Source organism: Planomonospora parontospora, assembly GCA_014647935.1.
GTDB lineage: Bacteria > Actinomycetota > Actinomycetes > Streptosporangiales > Streptosporangiaceae > Planomonospora > Planomonospora parontospora.
This window is the reverse complement of sequence record BMQD01000006.1, coordinates 105,620-124,275: the sequence shown is the minus strand read 5'-3', so window position 1 is coordinate 124,275 and position 18,656 is coordinate 105,620. Positions and strand designations below refer to the sequence as shown.

Annotated in this window: 9 protein-coding genes; 8 read left to right on the top strand and 1 reads right to left on the bottom strand. The window is 71.2% G+C overall.

The genetic code is table 11. The annotated features are described in order from the left end of the window. Positions 1-80: 80 nt before the first annotated feature. The 8 genes from IEZ07_RS11565 (at position 81) to IEZ07_RS11530 (ending at position 16,361) form a co-directional block, all read left to right on the top strand. Positions 81-650, top strand: coding sequence for an NADPH-dependent FMN reductase (locus IEZ07_RS11565; RefSeq protein ID WP_191894758.1), 570 nt, complete (start codon positions 81-83; stop codon positions 648-650). Between the two features lie 186 nt (positions 651-836). Further along, positions 837-2,624, top strand: coding sequence for an ABC transporter ATP-binding protein (locus tag IEZ07_RS11560; RefSeq protein ID WP_191894757.1), 1,788 nt, complete (start codon positions 837-839; stop codon positions 2,622-2,624). Positions 2,625-2,701: 77 nt separating this feature from the next. Continuing rightward, entirely contained in the window at positions 2,702-3,436 is a 735-nt protein-coding gene (gene ppgK, locus IEZ07_RS11555) for a polyphosphate--glucose phosphotransferase (RefSeq protein WP_191894756.1), read from the top strand. A 303-nt stretch (positions 3,437-3,739) separates the two neighbouring features. Next, a complete protein-coding gene (locus IEZ07_RS11550) occupies positions 3,740-4,645 on the top strand; it encodes a sortase domain-containing protein (RefSeq protein ID WP_191894755.1) in 906 nt (301 codons plus the stop codon). Between the two features lie 115 nt (positions 4,646-4,760). Continuing rightward, complete coding sequence (locus IEZ07_RS11545) at positions 4,761-7,064, top strand: glycoside hydrolase family 6 protein (protein ID WP_191894754.1); 2,304 nt, start codon at positions 4,761-4,763, stop codon at positions 7,062-7,064. A gap of 285 nt (positions 7,065-7,349) precedes the next feature. Next, positions 7,350-11,243: an ATP-dependent RNA helicase HrpA gene (gene hrpA, locus IEZ07_RS11540; protein ID WP_191894753.1), complete on the top strand. Its 3,894-nt coding sequence runs from the start codon at positions 7,350-7,352 to the stop codon at positions 11,241-11,243. 217 nt (positions 11,244-11,460) lie between these two features. Next, on the top strand, positions 11,461-13,656 hold the full coding sequence (locus IEZ07_RS11535; protein ID WP_191894752.1) for an NB-ARC domain-containing protein: 2,196 nt from the start codon (positions 11,461-11,463) through the stop codon (positions 13,654-13,656). Beyond that, positions 13,653-16,361, top strand: coding sequence for an NB-ARC domain-containing protein (locus IEZ07_RS11530; RefSeq protein ID WP_191894751.1), 2,709 nt, complete (start codon positions 13,653-13,655; stop codon positions 16,359-16,361). Before IEZ07_RS11535 ends, IEZ07_RS11530 begins: the two co-directional genes overlap by 4 nt. On the opposite strand, the gene IEZ07_RS11525 is transcribed toward IEZ07_RS11530, so the two are convergent. Then, positions 16,343-18,643, bottom strand: coding sequence for an ATP-binding cassette domain-containing protein (locus IEZ07_RS11525; RefSeq protein ID WP_191894750.1), 2,301 nt, complete (start codon positions 18,641-18,643; stop codon positions 16,343-16,345). The two genes, IEZ07_RS11530 and IEZ07_RS11525, sit on opposite strands and share 19 nt — an antisense overlap. Positions 18,644-18,656: the final 13 nt, after the last annotated feature.

Below are 18,656 nucleotides of genomic sequence, written 5' to 3'. Positions count from 1 at the left end.
CGGCGGACGCCCGGGTTGACCTCTACCGAGGTCGAGGTTGCAGGCTGTTCCGCAGGAACGCCCTGACGCCGGGAGACGCCATGCTCGACATCGCAGTGATCAACGCCGCCGACCCGGAGAGCCGGTCCGGAGCAAACGTGCTCCGGTGGTTCCTCGGTCAGACCGGGCTCCGGGACGACCTGCGGCCGGACGTCGTGGACCTCGGCCGGACGCCGCTGCCGGCGCCCTCGGCCCCACGCGCCGGAGCCGGGACGCGGGAGGCCCGCGAACTGGCCGCCCGCATCGGCGCCGCCGACGGCTTCGTGATGATCACGCCGGAGCACAACCACGCCTACCCGGCCGTCCTGAAGCTGGCGATCGACGCGGTCCGCCGGGAGTGGGCCGCCAAGCCCGCCGCGTTCGTCTCGTACGGCGGGCAGTCCGGCGGCCTGCGCGCGGTGGAGCAGCTCCGCCTCGTCCTGGCCGAGCTCCATGTGGTCACCCTGCGCGACACGGTGAGCTTCCACCGGGTGGAGACCCGGTTCGACGAGCGCGGCGAGCCGCTCGACCGGGCGGGCGTCGACGGCGCCGCGAAGGTCCTGCTGGACCAGCTCATGTGGTGGGGAACGGCACTGCGGGAGGCGCGGGCCGCTCGGCCGTACACCGTCTGAGTGCCGGTCGTGCAGCGTCCGAGTGCCGGTCGTGCGGCGCCGGAGTGCCGTCCGGGCGCCGGCGGTGCACCGGAAGGGTCGTGAGCGGGGGGCGGGGAGCAGGGCGCGGGGAGCGGGGGCGGGCCTCCGGAGGGAATCGGGGCAGGGGAGGATAGGGCCAGAGATCTATCCTGATTTGGGGGATTTGTGGTCGGCGCTCTCGATCATCGCTACCGGGGCGAACACCCCGTCCGCACACTCGCCTACCTCTTCAAGGAGGACCGGCTCAAGCTGGCCGTCGCGGTCCTCGCCTTCCTGGTCAAGCACAGCCCGACCTGGATCCTGCCGCTGATCACCGCGAACATCGTGAACGTGGTGGTCTACCAGCGCCCGATCGCCCAGCTGTGGGCCAACACGGCGGTGCTGCTGACCCTGCTGCTGCTGAACTACCCGCTGCACCTGCTCTACGTGCGCTGCCTGCACGGCGCGATCCGGCGGGTGGGCACGGACCTGCGCTCTGCGCTCTGCCGCCGGATGCAGCAGCTGTCCATCGGCTACCACTCCCGGGTCAGCGCCGCCGTGCTGCAGACCAAGGTCATCCGGGACGTCGAGAGCATCGAACAGGCCACCCAGCAGGCGAGCGACATGGGCCTGTCGGCGCTGACCATGCTGGCCGGCGGCCTGGTGGTGATCGCCTTCCAGGTGCCCGCCGCCCTCCCGGTCTTCCTGCTGGTCGTGCCCGCCGCCGCGTTCCTGGTGATGAAGCTCCGCACCCGCCTGCGCGACGACAACGAGAGCTTCCGCCGCGAGGTGGAGAGCCTGTCGGCCCGGGTCAGCGAGATGACCACGCTGATCCCGATCACCCGTGCGCACGGCCTGGAGCAGGACGCCCTGCACCGGGTCGACGGCACCCTGACCAGGGTGCTGCGCAAGGGTCTCCGGCTCGACCTGCTCAACGGCAGCTTCGGCGCGCTGGCCTGGATCCTGCTCAACGCGCTCGGCGCCGCCGTGCTGGCGGGGTCCGCGCTGGTCGCCTACTACGGGGTCATCCCGATCACGGCGGGGGACGTGTTCATGCTGAGCACCTTCTTCGCCACCCTGACCTCGGCGGTCACCGCGCTGCTCAGCCTGACCCCGGTGATCAGCAGGGGCCTGGCGTCCGTGCGCTCGGTGGGCGAGGTGCTCCAGGCGCCCGACCTGGAGCACAACTCCGGCAAGGCCGCGGTGGACTCCGTCCGCGGCGAGGTGGAGTTCCGCGACGTCGGCTTCGCCTACGGCGGGCGCGGCGACGGAGACGGGGCGGACGGGACCGCCGAGGCGCCGGCCGTCGACGGCTTCACGCTGAAGGTCGCCCCCGGTGAGACGATCGCGCTGGTCGGGCCGTCCGGTGCGGGCAAGTCCACCGTGCTCAGCCTCGTCATCGGCTACCTGCGGCCCACCTCCGGGCGGATCCTGCTCGACGGCCGCGACATGGAGGAGATCGACCTGCGCAGCTACCGCAGGTTCCTGTCGGTGGTGCCGCAGGAGTCCATCCTGTTCGAGGGGAGCATCCGGGAGAACGTCACCTACGGCCTGTCCGGCGTCTCCGAGGAGCGGGTGCGGCAGGCGCTGCGGGACGCCAACGCCCTGGAGTTCATCGACCGCCTGCCCGGCGGGCTCGACACGGTGGTGGGGGAGCGCGGCGCCCGCCTGTCGGGCGGGCAGAAGCAGCGCCTGGCCATCGCCCGCGCCCTCATCCGGGACCCGCGCGTGCTGATCCTGGACGAGGCGACCTCCGCCCTGGACACCCGCTCCGAGGCGCTCGTGCAGGAGGCGCTGGCCCGGCTGGTGGCCGGCCGCACGGTGTTCGTCGTCGCCCACCGCCTCTCGACCGTCAGGGGCGCCGACCGGATCGTGGTCATGCGCGACGGGCGCATCGAGGAGATCGGCACCCACGAGGAGCTGATGAGGCTGCGCGGCGTCTACGCCGGGCTCCAGGGGGCCCAGCTCGCCTGAGGGACGGCGGGAAGCCCGGCCGTCACGGGAATTTTGCCGTCGCCGGTCACGGGTAGGGGCGGATCGAGGAGGATGCCATGCGAGCACTGGGAATCGACATCGGCGGGTCGGGGATCAAGGGAGCCCCGGTGGACCTGGAGAAGGGGGAGCTGACCGAGGAGCGGTTGCGGATCCCCACCCCCGACCCCGCCGGGCCCGAGGCGGTCACCGAGGTGGTCGGGCGGATCGTCCGGCACTTCGACTGGACCGGGCCGATCGGGGTCACCTTCCCCGGCGTGGTGCTGAACGGGACCACCATGACGGCCGCCAACGTGGACCCCGGGTGGGTCGGGGCGGACGCGTGCGGGCTGTTCTCCGCGGCGGCCGGGCGGCCGGTGACGGTGCTCAACGACGCCGACGCGGCCGGGCTCGCCGAGGTGGAGATCGGCGCGGCCAAGGGCGAGTCCGGGGTCGTGCTGATGCTGACCTTCGGCACCGGCATCGGCAGCGCACTGTTCGTCGACGGCCGCCTGGTGCCCAACACCGAGCTGGGCCACCTGGAGATCCGCGGCAAGGACGCCGAGCGGAGGGCCTCCGACAGCGCCCGGGAGCGGCACGACCTGAGCTGGGACGAGTGGGCCGAGCGGGTCGAGGAGTACCTCCGCCACGTCGAGATGCTGTTCTCCCCCTCGCTGATCGTCATCGGCGGCGGGGTGAGCAAGAAGTCCGAGAAGTTCCTGCCCAAGGTGAGCGTGCGGACCCGGGTGGTCCCGGCGGCGCTGCGCAACGAGGCGGGCATCGTCGGCGCCGCCATGGCCGCCGCGCACCTGTGACGCACCTTTGACGCGTGCCCGCCTGCGAGGGCACCTGTGACGGGCGTCCGCGCCGCGTGCCTGTGACGGGCGCCCTGCGTTGGATGCCCGCGGCGGGCACCTGTGACGCGTGCCCGCGGCGGGCGCCGGAGAGGGGCCGGTAGGCCCCTCCCGCACGGGACCGGGCGGCCTGACGTGGGGGGTCGCCCGGTCCCGCGGGGGAAAAGGCCGCCCGGATTTTGATCCCGCTTGGCGGGCGCGATCTGCCGCTCCGGGTATGTAGCCGGAGTCAGCAAGATCGTATGCGGCGGGAACGGGAAAGACGTGACACGGCCGACGGGTGCGCAGAGTCGTTCGACCGTACCGGCCTGGGCGGTGGTGCTGGGGATCCTGCTGGCGGCCGCGGGCTGCAGGGAGCGGGGGCTGCGGGAGGCGGGCCCCGGCCCGGCCCCCTCCTTCCCCGTGGTGGCGCCGGGCGGACCGCCGGCCGCCGCGGCGGGGGCGCGATCCGGACCGCGGCGGAGGGGATGGCCGGCCCCGCTGCCCGGGACGCCCCGCAGATCCGAGCCGGTGGCGATCGCGGTGCCGCGCGCGGGGGTGGACGCGCAGCTCGTCGAGAGCGGCCTGCTGCCGGACGGCCCGCCCGGCGCGCCGCCCCTGTGGCGGGCCGGACCGGCCCGCTGGGAGCGCGGGGGACCCGCACCGGGGGAGCCCGGGCGGGCGGTCGTCTCCGGGCACCTCGGCGGCGGGGGCGGGCCCGCGGTGTTCGCCCGGCTGCCCTCGGTCAGGCGGAGTGACACGGTGGCGGTGACCCGGCAGGACGGGACCGTGGTGGTCTTCGGGGTGACCTCCGCCCGGTGGAGCCGGAAGCCGGTCGCGGCCCGCGGCGGAGGGAGGCGGGGCGGAGGGGGCCGGGGCGGCCCGCCGTACCCAGCGATCAGGCTCGTGGGCCACGGCGGGGAGCCGCGCCGGTTCGTCGTCCACGGGGATTTCGCGGGGTGGTACCGGCTGGAGGACTTTCCGTCCCGGCGGCCGTCCCGCCCGGAGTACGGCCCGCACGTCCCGGAGCCGCCCGGGACGGGGCGCGCGGACGGTGCTCCGGGCGGCCCGCGCGTTCCGGAGCCGCCCGGGGCGGGTCGGCCGTACCCGCAGTGGGGCGACCGCCCGCCCCGGACGGACGCGGACGGGCCGCACCTGAAACTTTCATCGAACCCGAACGGCATTCGCTGAGGTCAGCCGAGGGGAGGACTTCGCGCGACCGCCTCCGGCAGGCAACATGCTGTACACATCCAGGAAACATCCGGACTATGGGAGCGCTCCCACCCCTCGTCTGGAGATGACACTCATGAGAGATCATCCGCGCCGCCACGCCTGGCGGAACCGGGCTGCGACGACGGCGGCACTGCTGGTCGCAGCCGCCGGCCTGGCCACCGGCCAGGCGGCGACGGCCCACGCGGCCGTCGCCTGCGACGTCACCTACACGTCCAACGACTGGCAGGGCGGTTTCACCGCCAGCGTGAACCTGAAGAACCTCGGTGACGCCCTGGACGGCTGGACCCTCGGCTTCAGCTTCACCGGCGGTCAGAAACTCGTGCAGGGGTGGTCGGCCACCTGGGCTCAGGACGGGACCAAGGTCACCGCCAAGAGCATGGACTGGAACGGCAAGCTCGCCACCGGCGCCTCCACCAGCATCGGCTTCAACGGCTCGTGGAGCGGCTCCAACCCCAAGCCGACCGACTTCACCGTCAACGGGACCGCCTGCGGCGGCGCGCCCGGCAACCAGGCCCCGACCGTCAGCCTGACCAGCCCGGCGAGCGGCTCCTCGCACGCCGCCGGAGCGGCCGTGCCGCTCGCCGCGACGGCCTCCGACGACGGCGCGGTCAGCAAGGTCGAGTTCTACGTCGACGGCGCGCTGGTCAACAGCGACACCAGCGCCCCCTACTCCTACTCCGCCACCGGGCTGGCCGCCGGGTCCCACACCGCCAAGGCGGTGGCCTACGACAACGGCTCCCCGGTCTTGAGCAAGGAGAGCGCCGAGGTCCCGTTCACCGTGGCCGGCGGCGGCAACCCGTCGATCGTCGCCTCCGCCACCTCGGTGAGCGTGCCCGAGGGCGGCAGCAAGACCGTCGGGTTCAGGCTCAGCCAGGCGCCGTCCGGCAACGTCACGGTCAACCTGACCAAGACCGGTGACTCCGACGTCACCATCGCGCCCTCCACGCTGACCTTCACCAGCGCCAACTGGAACACGGCGCAGAACGTGACGGTCTCCGCGGCCGAGGACTCCGACGAGGCGAACGGCACCGCCACCATCGCGGCCGCCGCCACCGGCCACACCGGCGCCTCGGTCACCGCGACCGAGGAGGACAACGACGGCGACACGCCGCCGGTCGGCGAGCACGTCGACAACCCCTACGACGGGGCCACCGGCTACGTGAACCCGGACTGGTCGGCCAAGGCCGCCGCCGAGCCGGGCGGCGACGCCGTGGCGAACATCTCGACCGGCGTGTGGCTGGACCGCATCGCGGCCATCGAGGGCAGCTCCTCCGCGATGGGCCTCCGCGCCCACCTGGAGGAGGCCCTCAAGCAGGACGCCGCCAACGGCAGCAAGCCGCTGACGATCCAGGTCGTCATCTACAACCTGCCCAACCGCGACTGCTCGGCGCTGGCCTCCAACGGTGAGCTGAAGGTCGCCGAGAACGGCCTCAACCGCTACAAGACCGAGTACATCGACCCGATCGCCGACATCATGGACGATCCGAAGTACGCCGCGCTGCGGATCGTGACCGTCATCGAGATCGACTCGCTGCCGAACCTGGTCACCAACCTCAACCTGGCCAAGTGCCAGGAGGCCAAGGACAGCGGCGCCTACGTCAACGGCGTCCGCTACGCCCTGGACAAGCTGCACGCCATCCCGAACGTCTACACCTACGTCGACGCCGGCCACCACGGCTGGCTGGGCTGGGACACGAACTTCGGCCCCTCCGCCGAGCTGTTCGCCACCACCGTCGCCGGCACCGCCAAGGGCTTCGAGAGCGTCGACGGCTTCATCACCAACACCGCCAACTACTCGGCGCTGAAGGAGCCGTTCTTCTCCGCCAGCACCACCATCAACAACGGCCAGACGGTCCGCCAGTCCAAGTGGCTCGACTGGAACTTCTACGCCGACGAGCTGTCCTTCGCCCAGGCCTTCCGGCAGGAGCTCGTCCGCAGGGGCTTCAAGTCCGACATCGGCATGATCATCGACACCTCCCGCAACGGCTGGGGCGGCTCGGCCAGGCCCACCAAGGTCAGCACCTCGACCAACGTGGACACCTTCGTCAACGAGTCCCGCGTCGACCGCCGGATCCACGCCGGCAACTGGTGCAACCAGAGCGGTGCGGGCCTCGGTGAGCGGCCGCAGGCCAACCCCGCCGCCGGCATCGACGCCTACGTCTGGATCAAGCCCCCGGGCGAGTCCGACGGCTCCAGCAAGGAGATCCCGAACAACGAAGGCAAGGGCTTCGACCGGATGTGCGACCCGACCTACGAGGGCAACGACCGCAACCAGCACAACATGAGCGGTGCCCTGCCGGACGCCCCCATCTCCGGCCAGTGGTTCTCCGCCCAGTTCCGCGAGCTGCTGAAGAACGCCTACCCGCCCATCCAGTAGTCACCTGATCCGGGGCCCCGCCGCGAGGCGGGGCCCTCCCGGGACCGGCCCGCACCGGCGCCGGAACGCGGCCCCGCCGCCTCCCCGAGAGGCGGCGGGGCCTTCCGCGTCTCCGGAGCCCGTCCGGCGCTCCGATCCCCGGAGCGGCCCGCACCGCCTGAACCGCCCCGGAACCCGCCCCCTCCGGCACGGCGCCGGCGATATTGGGATGCGCCCCGGGAACAGGTCAGGCACCATGGGCGGTTGGCTCCTGACGTACGGGCTGAAAGTATCCTGATCTGCAGTATGGGAACGCCTCCTTTGACCTCGCCGCTCGCCGACCTCCACGCGCGCCTGCCCGAGCTGACGCTCCGCGACCAGCGGCGGCTGGGCCGCCGGCTCGACGGCGCCCGCCGGGTGCGCAACCGCGCCGCGCAGCAGAAGATCGCCGCGGAGATCGGCGCCGACATCGAGCGGGCCGAGCGCCGGATCGCCGAGCGGCGGGCCGGCGTGCCCGCGGTGACCTACCCGGAGGCGCTGCCGGTCAGCCGCCGCCGGGACGACATCCTGGAGGCGATCCGAGACCACCAGGTGGTGATCGTCGCCGGTGAGACGGGGTCGGGCAAGACCACCCAGCTGCCGAAGATCTGCCTGGAGCTGGGCCGGGGCGTCAAGGGCCTGATCGGGCACACCCAGCCCCGCCGGATCGCCGCCAGGACCGTGGCCGAGCGCGTCGCCGAGGAGCTCGGCGGCTCCCTCGGCGAGGCGGTGGGCTACAAGGTGCGCTTCACCGACCAGGTGGGCGAGGGCACGCTCGTCAAGGTGATGACGGACGGCATCCTCCTGGCGGAGCTGCAGGGCGACCGCGACCTCGCCCAGTACGACACGCTGATCATCGACGAGGCGCACGAGCGCAGCCTCAACATCGACTTCATCCTGGGCTACCTCAAGCAGCTCCTGCCCCGGCGCCCCGACCTGAAGGTGATCATCACCTCGGCGACCATCGACCCGGAGCGCTTCTCCCGGCACTTCGGCGACGCGCCGATCGTGGAGGTCTCCGGCCGGACCTACCCCGTCGAGGTCCGCTACCGCCCGGTGGGCGAGGACGACGACCAGATCCAGGCGATCGGCGACGCGGTGGACGAGCTCTGCCGGGAGGGGCCCGGCGACGTCCTGGTCTTCCTCAGCGGCGAGCGGGAGATCCGGGACACCGCCGACGCCCTGTCCAAACGCAGGGACATCGAGGTCCTGCCGCTGTACGCCCGCCTCTCGGCGGCCGAGCAGCACAAGGTGTTCGCCAGGCACACCGGCCGCCGGGTGGTGCTGGCCACCAACGTGGCCGAGACCTCGCTGACCGTCCCCGGCATCAAGTACGTCGTGGACACCGGCTTCGCCCGCATCTCCCGCTACAGCCACCGGACAAAGGTCCAGCGCCTGCCCATCGAGGCGATCTCCCAGGCCTCGGCCAACCAGCGCAAGGGCCGCTGCGGCCGCGTCTCCGAGGGCGTCTGCATCCGGCTGTACGAGGAGGAGGACTTCCTGGCCCGCCCGGAGTTCACCGACCCGGAGATCCTGCGGACCAACCTCGCCTCGGTCATCCTGCAGATGACCTCCATCGGCCTGGGTGACATCGCGGCCTTCCCGTTCGTCGAGCCGCCGGACCAGCGCCAGGTCAAGGACGGCTTCGACCTGCTGGTGGAGCTCGGCGCGTTCGACGCCGCCAAGCGGATCACCCCGCTCGGCCGCAAGCTCGCCGGGCTCCCGGTGGACCCGCGGCTGGCCCGGATGGTCCTGGAGGCCGACCACAACGGCTGCGCCCGCGAGGTCATGGTCATCGCCGCGGCGCTGTCCATCCAGGACCCGCGCGAGCGCCCGGCGGACAAGCAGCAGGCCGCCGACGAGATGCACCGCCGCTTCGCCGACAAGGAGTCGGACTTCGTCTCCTACCTGAACCTGTGGAACCACCTCCAGGAGAAGCAGCAGGAGCTGTCCTCCAGCGCGTTCCGGCGGCTGTGCCGGGCCGAGTTCCTCAACTACCTGCGGGTGCGCGAGTGGCAGGACGTCTACAGCCAGCTCCGCCAGATGTCGAAGTCCCTCGGCGTCACGCTGAACAGCACCCCCGGCGACGAGCAGAAGATCCACGTTTCGCTGCTGTCCGGCCTGCTCTCCCACGTCGGCGTCAAGGACATCGACAAGAAGGGCCCGCAAGAGGGCCAGCGCCGTCCCATGACCGAGTACATCGGCGCGCGCAACGCCCGCTTCGCGATCTTCCCCGGCTCCGCGCTGGCCAAGAAGCAGCCGCTGTGGGTGATGTCCGCCGAGCTGGTGGAGACCTCCCGGCTCTGGGCCCGGGTCAACGCCAAGATCGAGCCCGAGTGGGTCGAGCCGCTGGCGCAGCACCTGATCAAGCGCACCTACTCCGAGCCGCACTGGGAGAAGAAGCAGGCCGCCGTCATCGCCTACGAGAAGGTCACCCTGTACGGCGTGCCGATCGTGGCGCAGCGCAAGGTCAACTACGGCCGCATCGACCCCGAGCTGAGCCGCGAGCTGTTCATCCGGCACGCCCTGGTCGAGGGCGACTGGGAGACCCACCACGCCTTCTTCGCCGAGAACCGCAGGCTCCTGGAGGAGGTCGGCGAGCTGGAGGAGCGGGCCCGCCGCCGCGACATCCTGGTGGACGACGAGACCCTCTTCGACTTCTACGACCGGCGCGTCGGGCAGGAGGTCGTCTCCGGCCGCCACTTCGACTCCTGGTGGAAGAAGACCCGGCAGACCGATCCCGACCTGCTCAACTTCGAGAAGTCGATGCTGATCAGCGAGACCGCCGGGGACGTCAGCCAGCGCGACTACCCCGACGTCTGGCGCCAGGGCGGCCTGCGCTTCCCGCTGACGTACCAGTTCGAGCCCGGCGCCGACGCCGACGGCGTCACCGCCCACATCCCGCTCTCCCTGCTCAACCAGGTCAACGTCGAGGGCTTCGACTGGCAGATCCCCGGCCTGCGCGAGGAGCTCCTCACCGCGCTGATCCGCTCCCTGCCGAAGAACATCCGGCGCAACTTCGTGCCCGCCCCCAACTACGCCAGGCAGGTCCTGCAGCGGGCCGAGCCCACCCAGGAGCCCCTGCTGGCGGTGCTGGAGCGGGAGCTGCTGCGGCTCACCGGGATCCAGGTCCCGCGCGAGGCCTGGCAGCTCGACCAGGTCCCCGACCATCTGAAGATCACCTTCCGGGTGCTCGACGGCCGCAAGCACAAGCTCGCCGAGAGCAAGGACCTGGCCGAGCTCAAGCGGAGACTGGCCCCCAAGCTCCGCCAGACCCTGTCCAAGGCCGCGGGCATGGAGCGCACGGGCCTGACCGACTGGAGCCTCGGCGAGCTGCCGAAGACCTTCGAGCAGCGCAGGATGAAGGCCTACCCGGCGCTGGCCGACGAGGGCTCCAGCGTGGCCGTGCGCATGTTCGAGACCGAGGCGGAGCAGCGCCGGGCCATGTGGGAGGGCACCCGCAGGCTGCTGCTGCTCGGCATCCCCTCCCCGGCCAAGTGGGTCCTCGGCCGCCTGGGCAACCAGGCCAAGCTGACGCTGAGCCGGAGCCCGCACGCCGGCGCCACCGCGCTGTTCGACGACTGCATCGCCTGCGCCGCCGACAAGCTGATGGCCGAGCACGGCGGGCCGGTCTGGGACGAGGCGGCGTTCGCCGCCCTGCGGGACAAGGTCAGGGCCGACCTGTTCGACACCACCGCCGAGGTGGTCTCCCGGGTGGAGGGCATCCTGGCGGTCTGGCACGCCGTCTCCGGCCGCCTGGCCGAGGCCCGCTCCACCCCCGCGGTGGAGGACGTCCGCGACCAGGTGGCGAACCTCGTCTACCCCGGCTTCGTCACCGACACCGGGTACGGCCGGCTGCCCGACCTGCTCCGCTACCTGAAGGCGGCGGAGCGGCGCCTGGACAAGCTCCCGGAGGATCCGTACCGCGACGAGCAGCGGATGCACCAGGTCCACGACGTCGAGGACGACTACCACGACCTGGTGGAGAAGCTCCCGCCCGCCAGACGCGGGGACGAGGAGGTCCGCAGGATCCGCTGGATGATCGAGGAGCTCCGGGTCAGCTACTTCGCGCAGTCCCTCGGCACGCCGTACTCCATCTCCGACAAGCGCATCCGCAAGGCGATGGAGGGCATCGACCTGGGCGTGTCCTTCCAGCGCTGAGACCGGTGGCGCCGACCGGAGCGGGGCCGCATGGCCGGATGCGCGCGGGCCCTCACGGCGAGGGCCGGTGAGCCGCCGTCCCGGTCGGTGTTCCGCGGGTCTGGGCCGTGCCGCCGGAGGTGGAGTCATGAAAATGCGTGCGGATATCAGAATCTAATGACTTGTCCCTGATTCGGTGTCATTCTTGTTTCGTTTGGAAACGACCGGAAGGCCGCCGATGGACACGATCTTCGCCGTCATTATGTTCTCCGTCGTGCTCCCACTCGTCTTGATCGCCGTTCCTCTCATCCGGAGGATGCTGCTCGGGCGCTTCGGGGGACGGGTGTTCATCGTGCCTACCACGTTGCCTGTCGTGCCGCCCGTCCTTGTGGGGAGAAAACGGGAAATATCCGAACTCTCGGAAAAGGTGGAATCTGGTTCCGTATCTGTCCTAATAAAGGGGCAGCCGGGCATAGGGAAGACGACGCTGGCGCTCGCCGTCGCGCACAATGTGGCTCCGAGGTTCCCCGATGGCCAGCTTTTCGTTATGCTCAATCCACACCTTCCTGGTGGAACTGGGATATTCGAGGCGCTCGGGCTTTTCGTGGCGGCGCTCCAACGCGCCGGGGACAGCGTCCCGGACACACTGGAGTCCCGTCGCGCGGTGTATGCCAAGCTCACCCAGAGGCGCCGGGTGCTGGTGGTGATAGACGACGTCCCGGAGGGGGCGGACATCGGAGAACTGGCCCCGGAGGGGGAGAACTGCGCGCTCATCATCACCTCCCGCGGCGCCGTGCACGGAATCGATTTCTCCGCCGAGGTCAGGCTCAAGCCCCTGGCCGAGCGGGAGGCGTCGGAGTTCCTGGAAGGCGTCCTCGGCAGTGAGCGGTTCCGTACCGAGGAATGGGGGTTTCTGATCCGGGAGTGCCGCTCGGAGCCGCTCGCCCTCGCCATCGTGGGGTCGGCTCTCGCCGCCCGGCCCAACTGGGGTATCGATGACGCCCGCCAGCGTCTGGTGAAGTTCGCGGAGGAGAGGGCCAGGCACCAGACCGAGGCCAGTCCCTATGACACGGCGTACGTCCTCCTCACCGAGGAGGAGAAGAACGCCCTGCGCTCGCTGGCGGCCATCGGCAGCACCGAGTTCCAGCCGTGGAAGCTCGCCGCCGCCGCGGGGACGGATCAGACGGAGGGAAACCGGCTCGCCGCGAGGCTCGCGGGGGCCCGGCTTCTGGAACGCCACAGCTCCGACGTCTCCGGCCTTCCGTACTGCCGGGTCCCCGAGCCGGTGCTGGAGTACTCGCGCCTGCTCTCCACCCTGGAGGACCCTCAGACGCAGCACCGGCGCACCGCCCAGCTGGACAGCGCCGTCCAGGAGCGCAGGGAGCGGGACCCGGCACGACAGGTCCGGGAGGATGTCTACTCCCAGCTCAAGGCGGGAGAGATCACCGGTGCCCTGGACATGGCCAAGGACGCACTGCAGATCGCCGGAGAGCGCGGTGTCTCCGAGGCGGAGGCGGCGGCCTACGCGGCGCTGAGTGAGATCTACACAGAGCTGGGGGACATGACGAAGGCGGAGGAGATGGCGGTGCTGGCGATCCGGTGCGGCCATCCCGGCAGCACCGCGCGGGCGCTGCGCTGCCAGGGGCGCAACGCCCGGCGGCTGCGGCAGTACGGCGAAGCGGCCAGTCACCTGGACGGGGCGATCCGCAGCGCGAAGGAGGCGGAGGACTTCTACGAGCTGCTGCGGATCCGCACTGAGTACGCCGTCATGGAGGCCACCCGGGGACGGCAGCCGGCCGCCAGGCGCCAGCTGGACCACATCCGGGAGGGCATTCTCCCGGCAGGAGGCTCGCAGGTCCTGCGCGCCCGGATCGCCTGGGCGCGCGCCGTGGTCGACATGAGCGGGGGAAGGCACGGCGACGCGGAGAATGCGCTTCTCCGTGCGCGCGGCGTCGACGCCGGGCCGCTCCAGCACGCGTGGCTCGACCAGGCGCTCTCGAAGAACGCGCTGCTCGCCGGAGACCATCCGGCCTCGGCCCGGTACGCGCAGACCGGACTGACCGCCTTCGTGGCGATGCGCTGCCGTTACGGCGCGGCCCACTGCCGGTTCCTGTACGGTACGGCCTCCTACCGGCAGGGAGACACGAAGGAGGCCGTCTTCTGGCTCCAGGAGGCCGTGGAGACCTTCAGTGTCTGCGGTGACGCGTGGGTGGAGGCGGCCGCGTCCCTGGAGCTCGCCCGAGCCTACCTCGGCCTGAACCAGGACCAGGAGGCTTCCCGACTGCTGGGGGCGGCGAAGGAGGGCTTCCGACGCCTCGGCGACCCCGATGGCGTGCGGAGGGTCGAGGCCGAGGAGGACGGGCGACCGCCCGGCGGCGCGCGGGGCAGAAGGCGCAGGGCGGTGCAGGCCGACGGATTCTCCCCGCTGCCATGACGGCCGCCTCACAGCGGAACCCGCACGGTGTCTGGCTGAAGCGAGCCGTCATCCTCGTGGGCGGCGCCGGCCCCGGCACGGCGGCGATGCTCGAAGTGATCCCGGACGGCAGCGCCTGGAAGACGCCGGCCGTCGCCCTGTGCTGGATTCTTGGCAGCCTGATGGTCTGGCTAGGGGTCCGGCCGATCGGGAAACGGCGGATCACCCGCCCCATGACGATGCCCGAGCGGCTCCCGGCCTTCCGGGGCCGGTCGGCGGAACTGGACCGTCTCATCAAGCGTCACGAACGCCAGTCCGCAGACGGGGGGGACGGCACGGCGGCGCGGCCGCACGGGCCTGTGATGATCTTCATTCACGGCGGGCCGGGGATCGGTAAGACCGCGCTGGCCGACAGGCTTGCCCACGAGTTGCTCCCCGCCTACCCGGACGGCTGCCTCTACGCCAATCTGGGCCGGGCGACCGGGCAGCGCGAGCCGCAGGAGATCCTCCAGCTGTTCGTGACCCAGCTGGGCGAGGACGAGGAGAAGGCACGGCAGCTCACGTTGCCCGTGCTGCAGAACCTGTTCCGCAGCCTGACCGCCCAGCGCAGGATGCTGGTCGTCCTGGACGCTGCACGGGACGACCAGCAGGTCAAGGCTCTGCTGCCGAACGAGAGCCGGTGCGCAGTGATCGTCACCAGCCGCCGCGACCTCGGTTCACTGCTCAGCCACCGGTCGCTGCTGCTCGAGGTGCCGGACGCCGCGGATGCGGCGGAGATCCTGCTGGCCTACGCGGAGCCGGAGTCCGAGGGCGCGGTGGACCCCGAGTGCGTCGCCGAGGTGTCGGAGCTGTGCGCACGGCTCCCCCTGGCCCTGCGTGGAGCGGGGGACGCCGCGCGTACCGGAACGGGGCTGCGGGCGGTCCTCGCCGAGTTGAGGTCGTCTCCGGAGGACGGTCTCCTGGGCCGTCTGAAGACCTACCACCGCGACGTCACCGAGGGATACCGGGTCGAGCTGAAACGGCTCGGCAGACGCGAACAGCAAGCGTTCCGGCTGCTCGCCGTCGTCAACACCGAGACGTTCGTGCCGTGGGTGCTGCAGCCGCTTTTCGGGGCGCTCGGCCAGGAGGTGACGCCGCAGGAGTCCGGCAACATCATGGCTGCGATCAGTGCGCCCGGCCTGCTGCTCCCGGTGGAGTCGCGGAGCTTCGCCAGATACCGGTTCCCGCCTCTGGGCCGTCTCCTGGCCGAGCAGCTGCTGCGCGAGGCGCTGAAGCCGAAGGAGCTGCTGGAGGGGGTCACGAAGGACCACCTCGTGGACTGCTTCGACCGTACGGTGCTCACCATGGCATGGGCGGTCATCAACGGTGCGAACGGGCACCCGGTCACCGATCCCGGGATCTCCAGCGCGTGGATGCCTCCGATCGACCTCTGGCTCGATCCGGTCAGGGGAGACCAGGAGTACTGGCAGCGGGTCGAGCACGCCAACCTGGTGAGCGCCGCGGCCCTCGCTCACGGCAGCGGGATCCACGACGTGGGCTGGCAGATCACGGCCCGCCTCGGCGGCGTCATCGGCGACCCCCGCGTCCTGCCCCGGTTCGTGGACGTCCTCGAAGGAGGGCTTGAGACCGCCATGTCCCACGGGTCCCCCGAGGACCAGATGGGAGTCCGCCTCGCGCTCCTGACCCACGCGATGGCCGTCGAGGACTACCGGAAGGCGCTGGAGGTGTCCGACACCGTGCTGGGCCTGGCCCGCCATCCGAGGACGCACTCCCGGGTTCTGCGCATGAAAGGCCAGGCGCTTCAGGGGATCGGACGGTACGTCGATGCCGACGCACTGCTGCAGGAGTCGTTGCGAACGGCGAAGTCGGCCGGCGCGCCCATGTCCGCGCGGATCGCCTCAGCGCTGCTGGCGGAGAACAACGCGCTGCTCCATCCAGGGGAGTGGCGCAGAGCCCGCCCGGCGGAGGGGGAGGTGGTGAGGGAGAGGTCCGGTACGGACGTCGAGGCCCTCTTCTGGGTGCTGAACGGCCACTGCGCCGCCCGGCGGGGAAACCTGGACGACGTGGAGGAGGCGCTGGAACGGGCCGGTCGGCTGACCGTGGGTGACGTGGCCTGGGAGGCGGCTCTCAGATGCGCGAGGGTCCGGCACCATCTGGACCATGGGCCCGTGGCTCCGGAGCACCGCCTGCTGAGAAGGTTCGAGGCGGACATCAGCCAGGCGCTGCTGACCTACCGGGCGATGGGCAACGTGTCCGGCCAGGTCCGGGCCCACACACTGCTGGCGGAGCTCCGTCTGCGAGGCGGCGGTCTGGAGGGCTGCGACCGTCAGATCCGGCAGGCCCGTGCCCTGCTGCGCACGTACGACGTGGGGCGGCCGACCTCCGCAGTGGTCGACCGGGTGCACGGCGAATGGGCCGCCCGCGGAGAAAAATGGGACAAAGCGCAATTCGGGTTCGAGTCGGCAGTGGACGCCTACATCGCCACCGGCGACTTCTGGCACGAGGCGCGGGCAAGGACCGGCCTCGGGCTCGCCGAGCGCCGGCTCGGACGTGTGCGCCGCGCCCGTGAGCACCTCTGGCACGCGGGTGCGCTTTTCGCCTCGTGCGGGGACAGGGACCGGGAGTCACGGGTGAAGCGGGAACTGGACGATATGGAGAGCGGCGGCTCCGGGCCCCTGGACACGGGACCGGAGCCGCCGGGCCGGCCCTACGGCCGGTTGACGTAGTCGCGCAGGTGCACCGCCGTCAGGGAGTCGCCGGTGGCGACGAGCTCGGCGGGCGTGCCGGAGAAGACCACCCGGCCGCCGTCGTGACCGGCGCCGGGACCGATGTCGATGATCCAGTCGGCGTGCGCCATCACCGCCTGGTGGTGCTCGATGACGATGACCGTGTTGCCGTCGTCGACCAGCCGGTCCAGCAGGCCCAGCAGGTGGTCGACGTCGGCCAGGTGCAGGCCCGTCGTCGGCTCGTCCAGGACGTACGTGGTGCCGTTCCTGGCCATGTTGACGGCCAGCTTCAGGCGCTGCCGCTCGCCTCCGGACAGGGTGGTGAGCGGCTGCCCCAGGCCCACGTAACCCAGCCCCACCGCCGACAGGCGGTCGAGGATGACCCGCGCGGGGCCGGTGGTGAAGAACTCGGCCGCCTCGGCGACCGGCATCTCCAGGACCTCGCTGATGTTCTTGCCGCGCAGGGTGTACGACAGCACCTCGGAGGTGAACCGCCTGCCCTCGCACTCCTCGCACACCGTCGCCACCCCGGCCATCATCGCCAGGTCGGTGTAGATGAGTCCGATGCCCTTGCAGGCCGGGCAGGCGCCCTCGGAGTTCGCGCTGAACAGGGCCGGCTTGACCTTGTTGGCCTTGGCGAAGGCCGTGCGGATCGGGTCGAGCAGGCCGGTGTAGGTCGCCGGATTGCTCCGACGCGAGCCGCGGATCGGCGACTGGTCGGCCACCACCACGCCCTCCCGGCCGGAGACGTAGCCGTGGATGAGCGAGCTCTTGCCGGACCCTGCGACGCCGGTGACCACGGTCAGCACGCCGAGCGGGACGTCGACGTCGACGTCGCGCAGGTTGTGCAGGGTGGCGCCCCGGATCGGCAGGTGCCCCGTGGGCCGGCGGAAGGTCTCGCGCAGCCCGACCCGGTGGTCGAGGTAGCGGCCGGTCAGCGTGCCGGACGCGCGCAGCCCCGCCAGGTCGCCGGCGTAGCAGAGGCGGCCGCCCGCGGCGCCGGCGCCGGGGCCGAGGTCGACCACGTGGTCGGCGATGGCGATCATCTCCGGCTTGTGCTCCACGACGAGCACGGTGTTGCCCTTGTCGCGCAGCTGGAGCAGCAGGCCGTTCATCCGCTGGATGTCGTGCGGGTGCAGCCCGGCGGTGGGCTCGTCGAAGACGTAGGTGACGTCGGTCAGGCTGGAGTTGAGGTGCCGGACCATCTTCACCCGCTGGGCCTCGCCGCCGGAGAGCGTGCCGGACTCCCGGTCCAGGCTCAGGTAGCCCAGGCCGATCTCCACCAGCGAGTCCAGCGTCGACCGCAGGTTCTCCAGGACCGGCTTGATGGCGGGATCGCTGATCTTCCGGACGAACTCGGCCAGGTCGCTGATCTGCATCGCCGAGCACTCGGCGATGCTGAGCCCCTCGACCTTCGCCGAGCGCGCCGCCTCGTTCAGGCGCGTGCCGTCGCAGTCGGTGCAGTGGACGAGCTTGACGGTCCGGTCGGCGAACGCCCGCGCCTGGCCCTTCATCGACTCGCGGTCCTTGCCGAGGTACTGCCGGCGGATCTTGGGGACCAGGCCCTCGTAGGTGAAGTTGTTGGCGCCGAGCTTGACCTTGACCGGCGGCTTGTGCAGGAAGTCCTCCCACTGGGCCGGCGCGTAGTCGCGCAGCTTGACGTCCGGGTCGAACCCGTACGCCACGATGATCTGCCAGGGCCAGGTGTCGACGCCGTAGCCGGGCGCCCTGATCGCGCCCTCGTTGAGCGACAGGTCGCGGTCGACCAGCTCGTCGACGTCGATGTCGGTGATCATGCCGAGTCCCTCGCAGGCCGGGCACATGCCCTGCGGGGTGTTGAAGCTGAAGGCGTAGGCCGGGCCGACGTGCGGGACGCCGATCCGGCTGAACACGATCCGCAGCATCGTGTAGGTGTCGGTGGCGGTGCCCACGGTGGAGCGGGCGTTGGCGCCCATCCGCTCCTGGTCGACGATGATCGCCGCGCTCAGGTTGCGCAGCGCGTCCACGTCGGGCCGGTTGAGACTGGGCATGAAGCCCTGGATGAACGCCGTGTAGGTCTCGTTGATCAGCCGCCGGGACTCCGCGGCGATGGTGTCGAAGACGAGGGAGGACTTGCCCGAGCCGGAGACCCCGGTGAAGACCGTGAGCCGCCGCTTGGGGATGTCGAGGGAGACGCCGGTGAGATTGTTCTCCCGGGCGCCACGGACCTGGATGAGGTCGTGGCTGTCCGCGGCGAGGTGAGAGGTCAGGTCTGACGCGTTACCGCTGTTGCCGACAGTCATGCCTTCAAGTCTC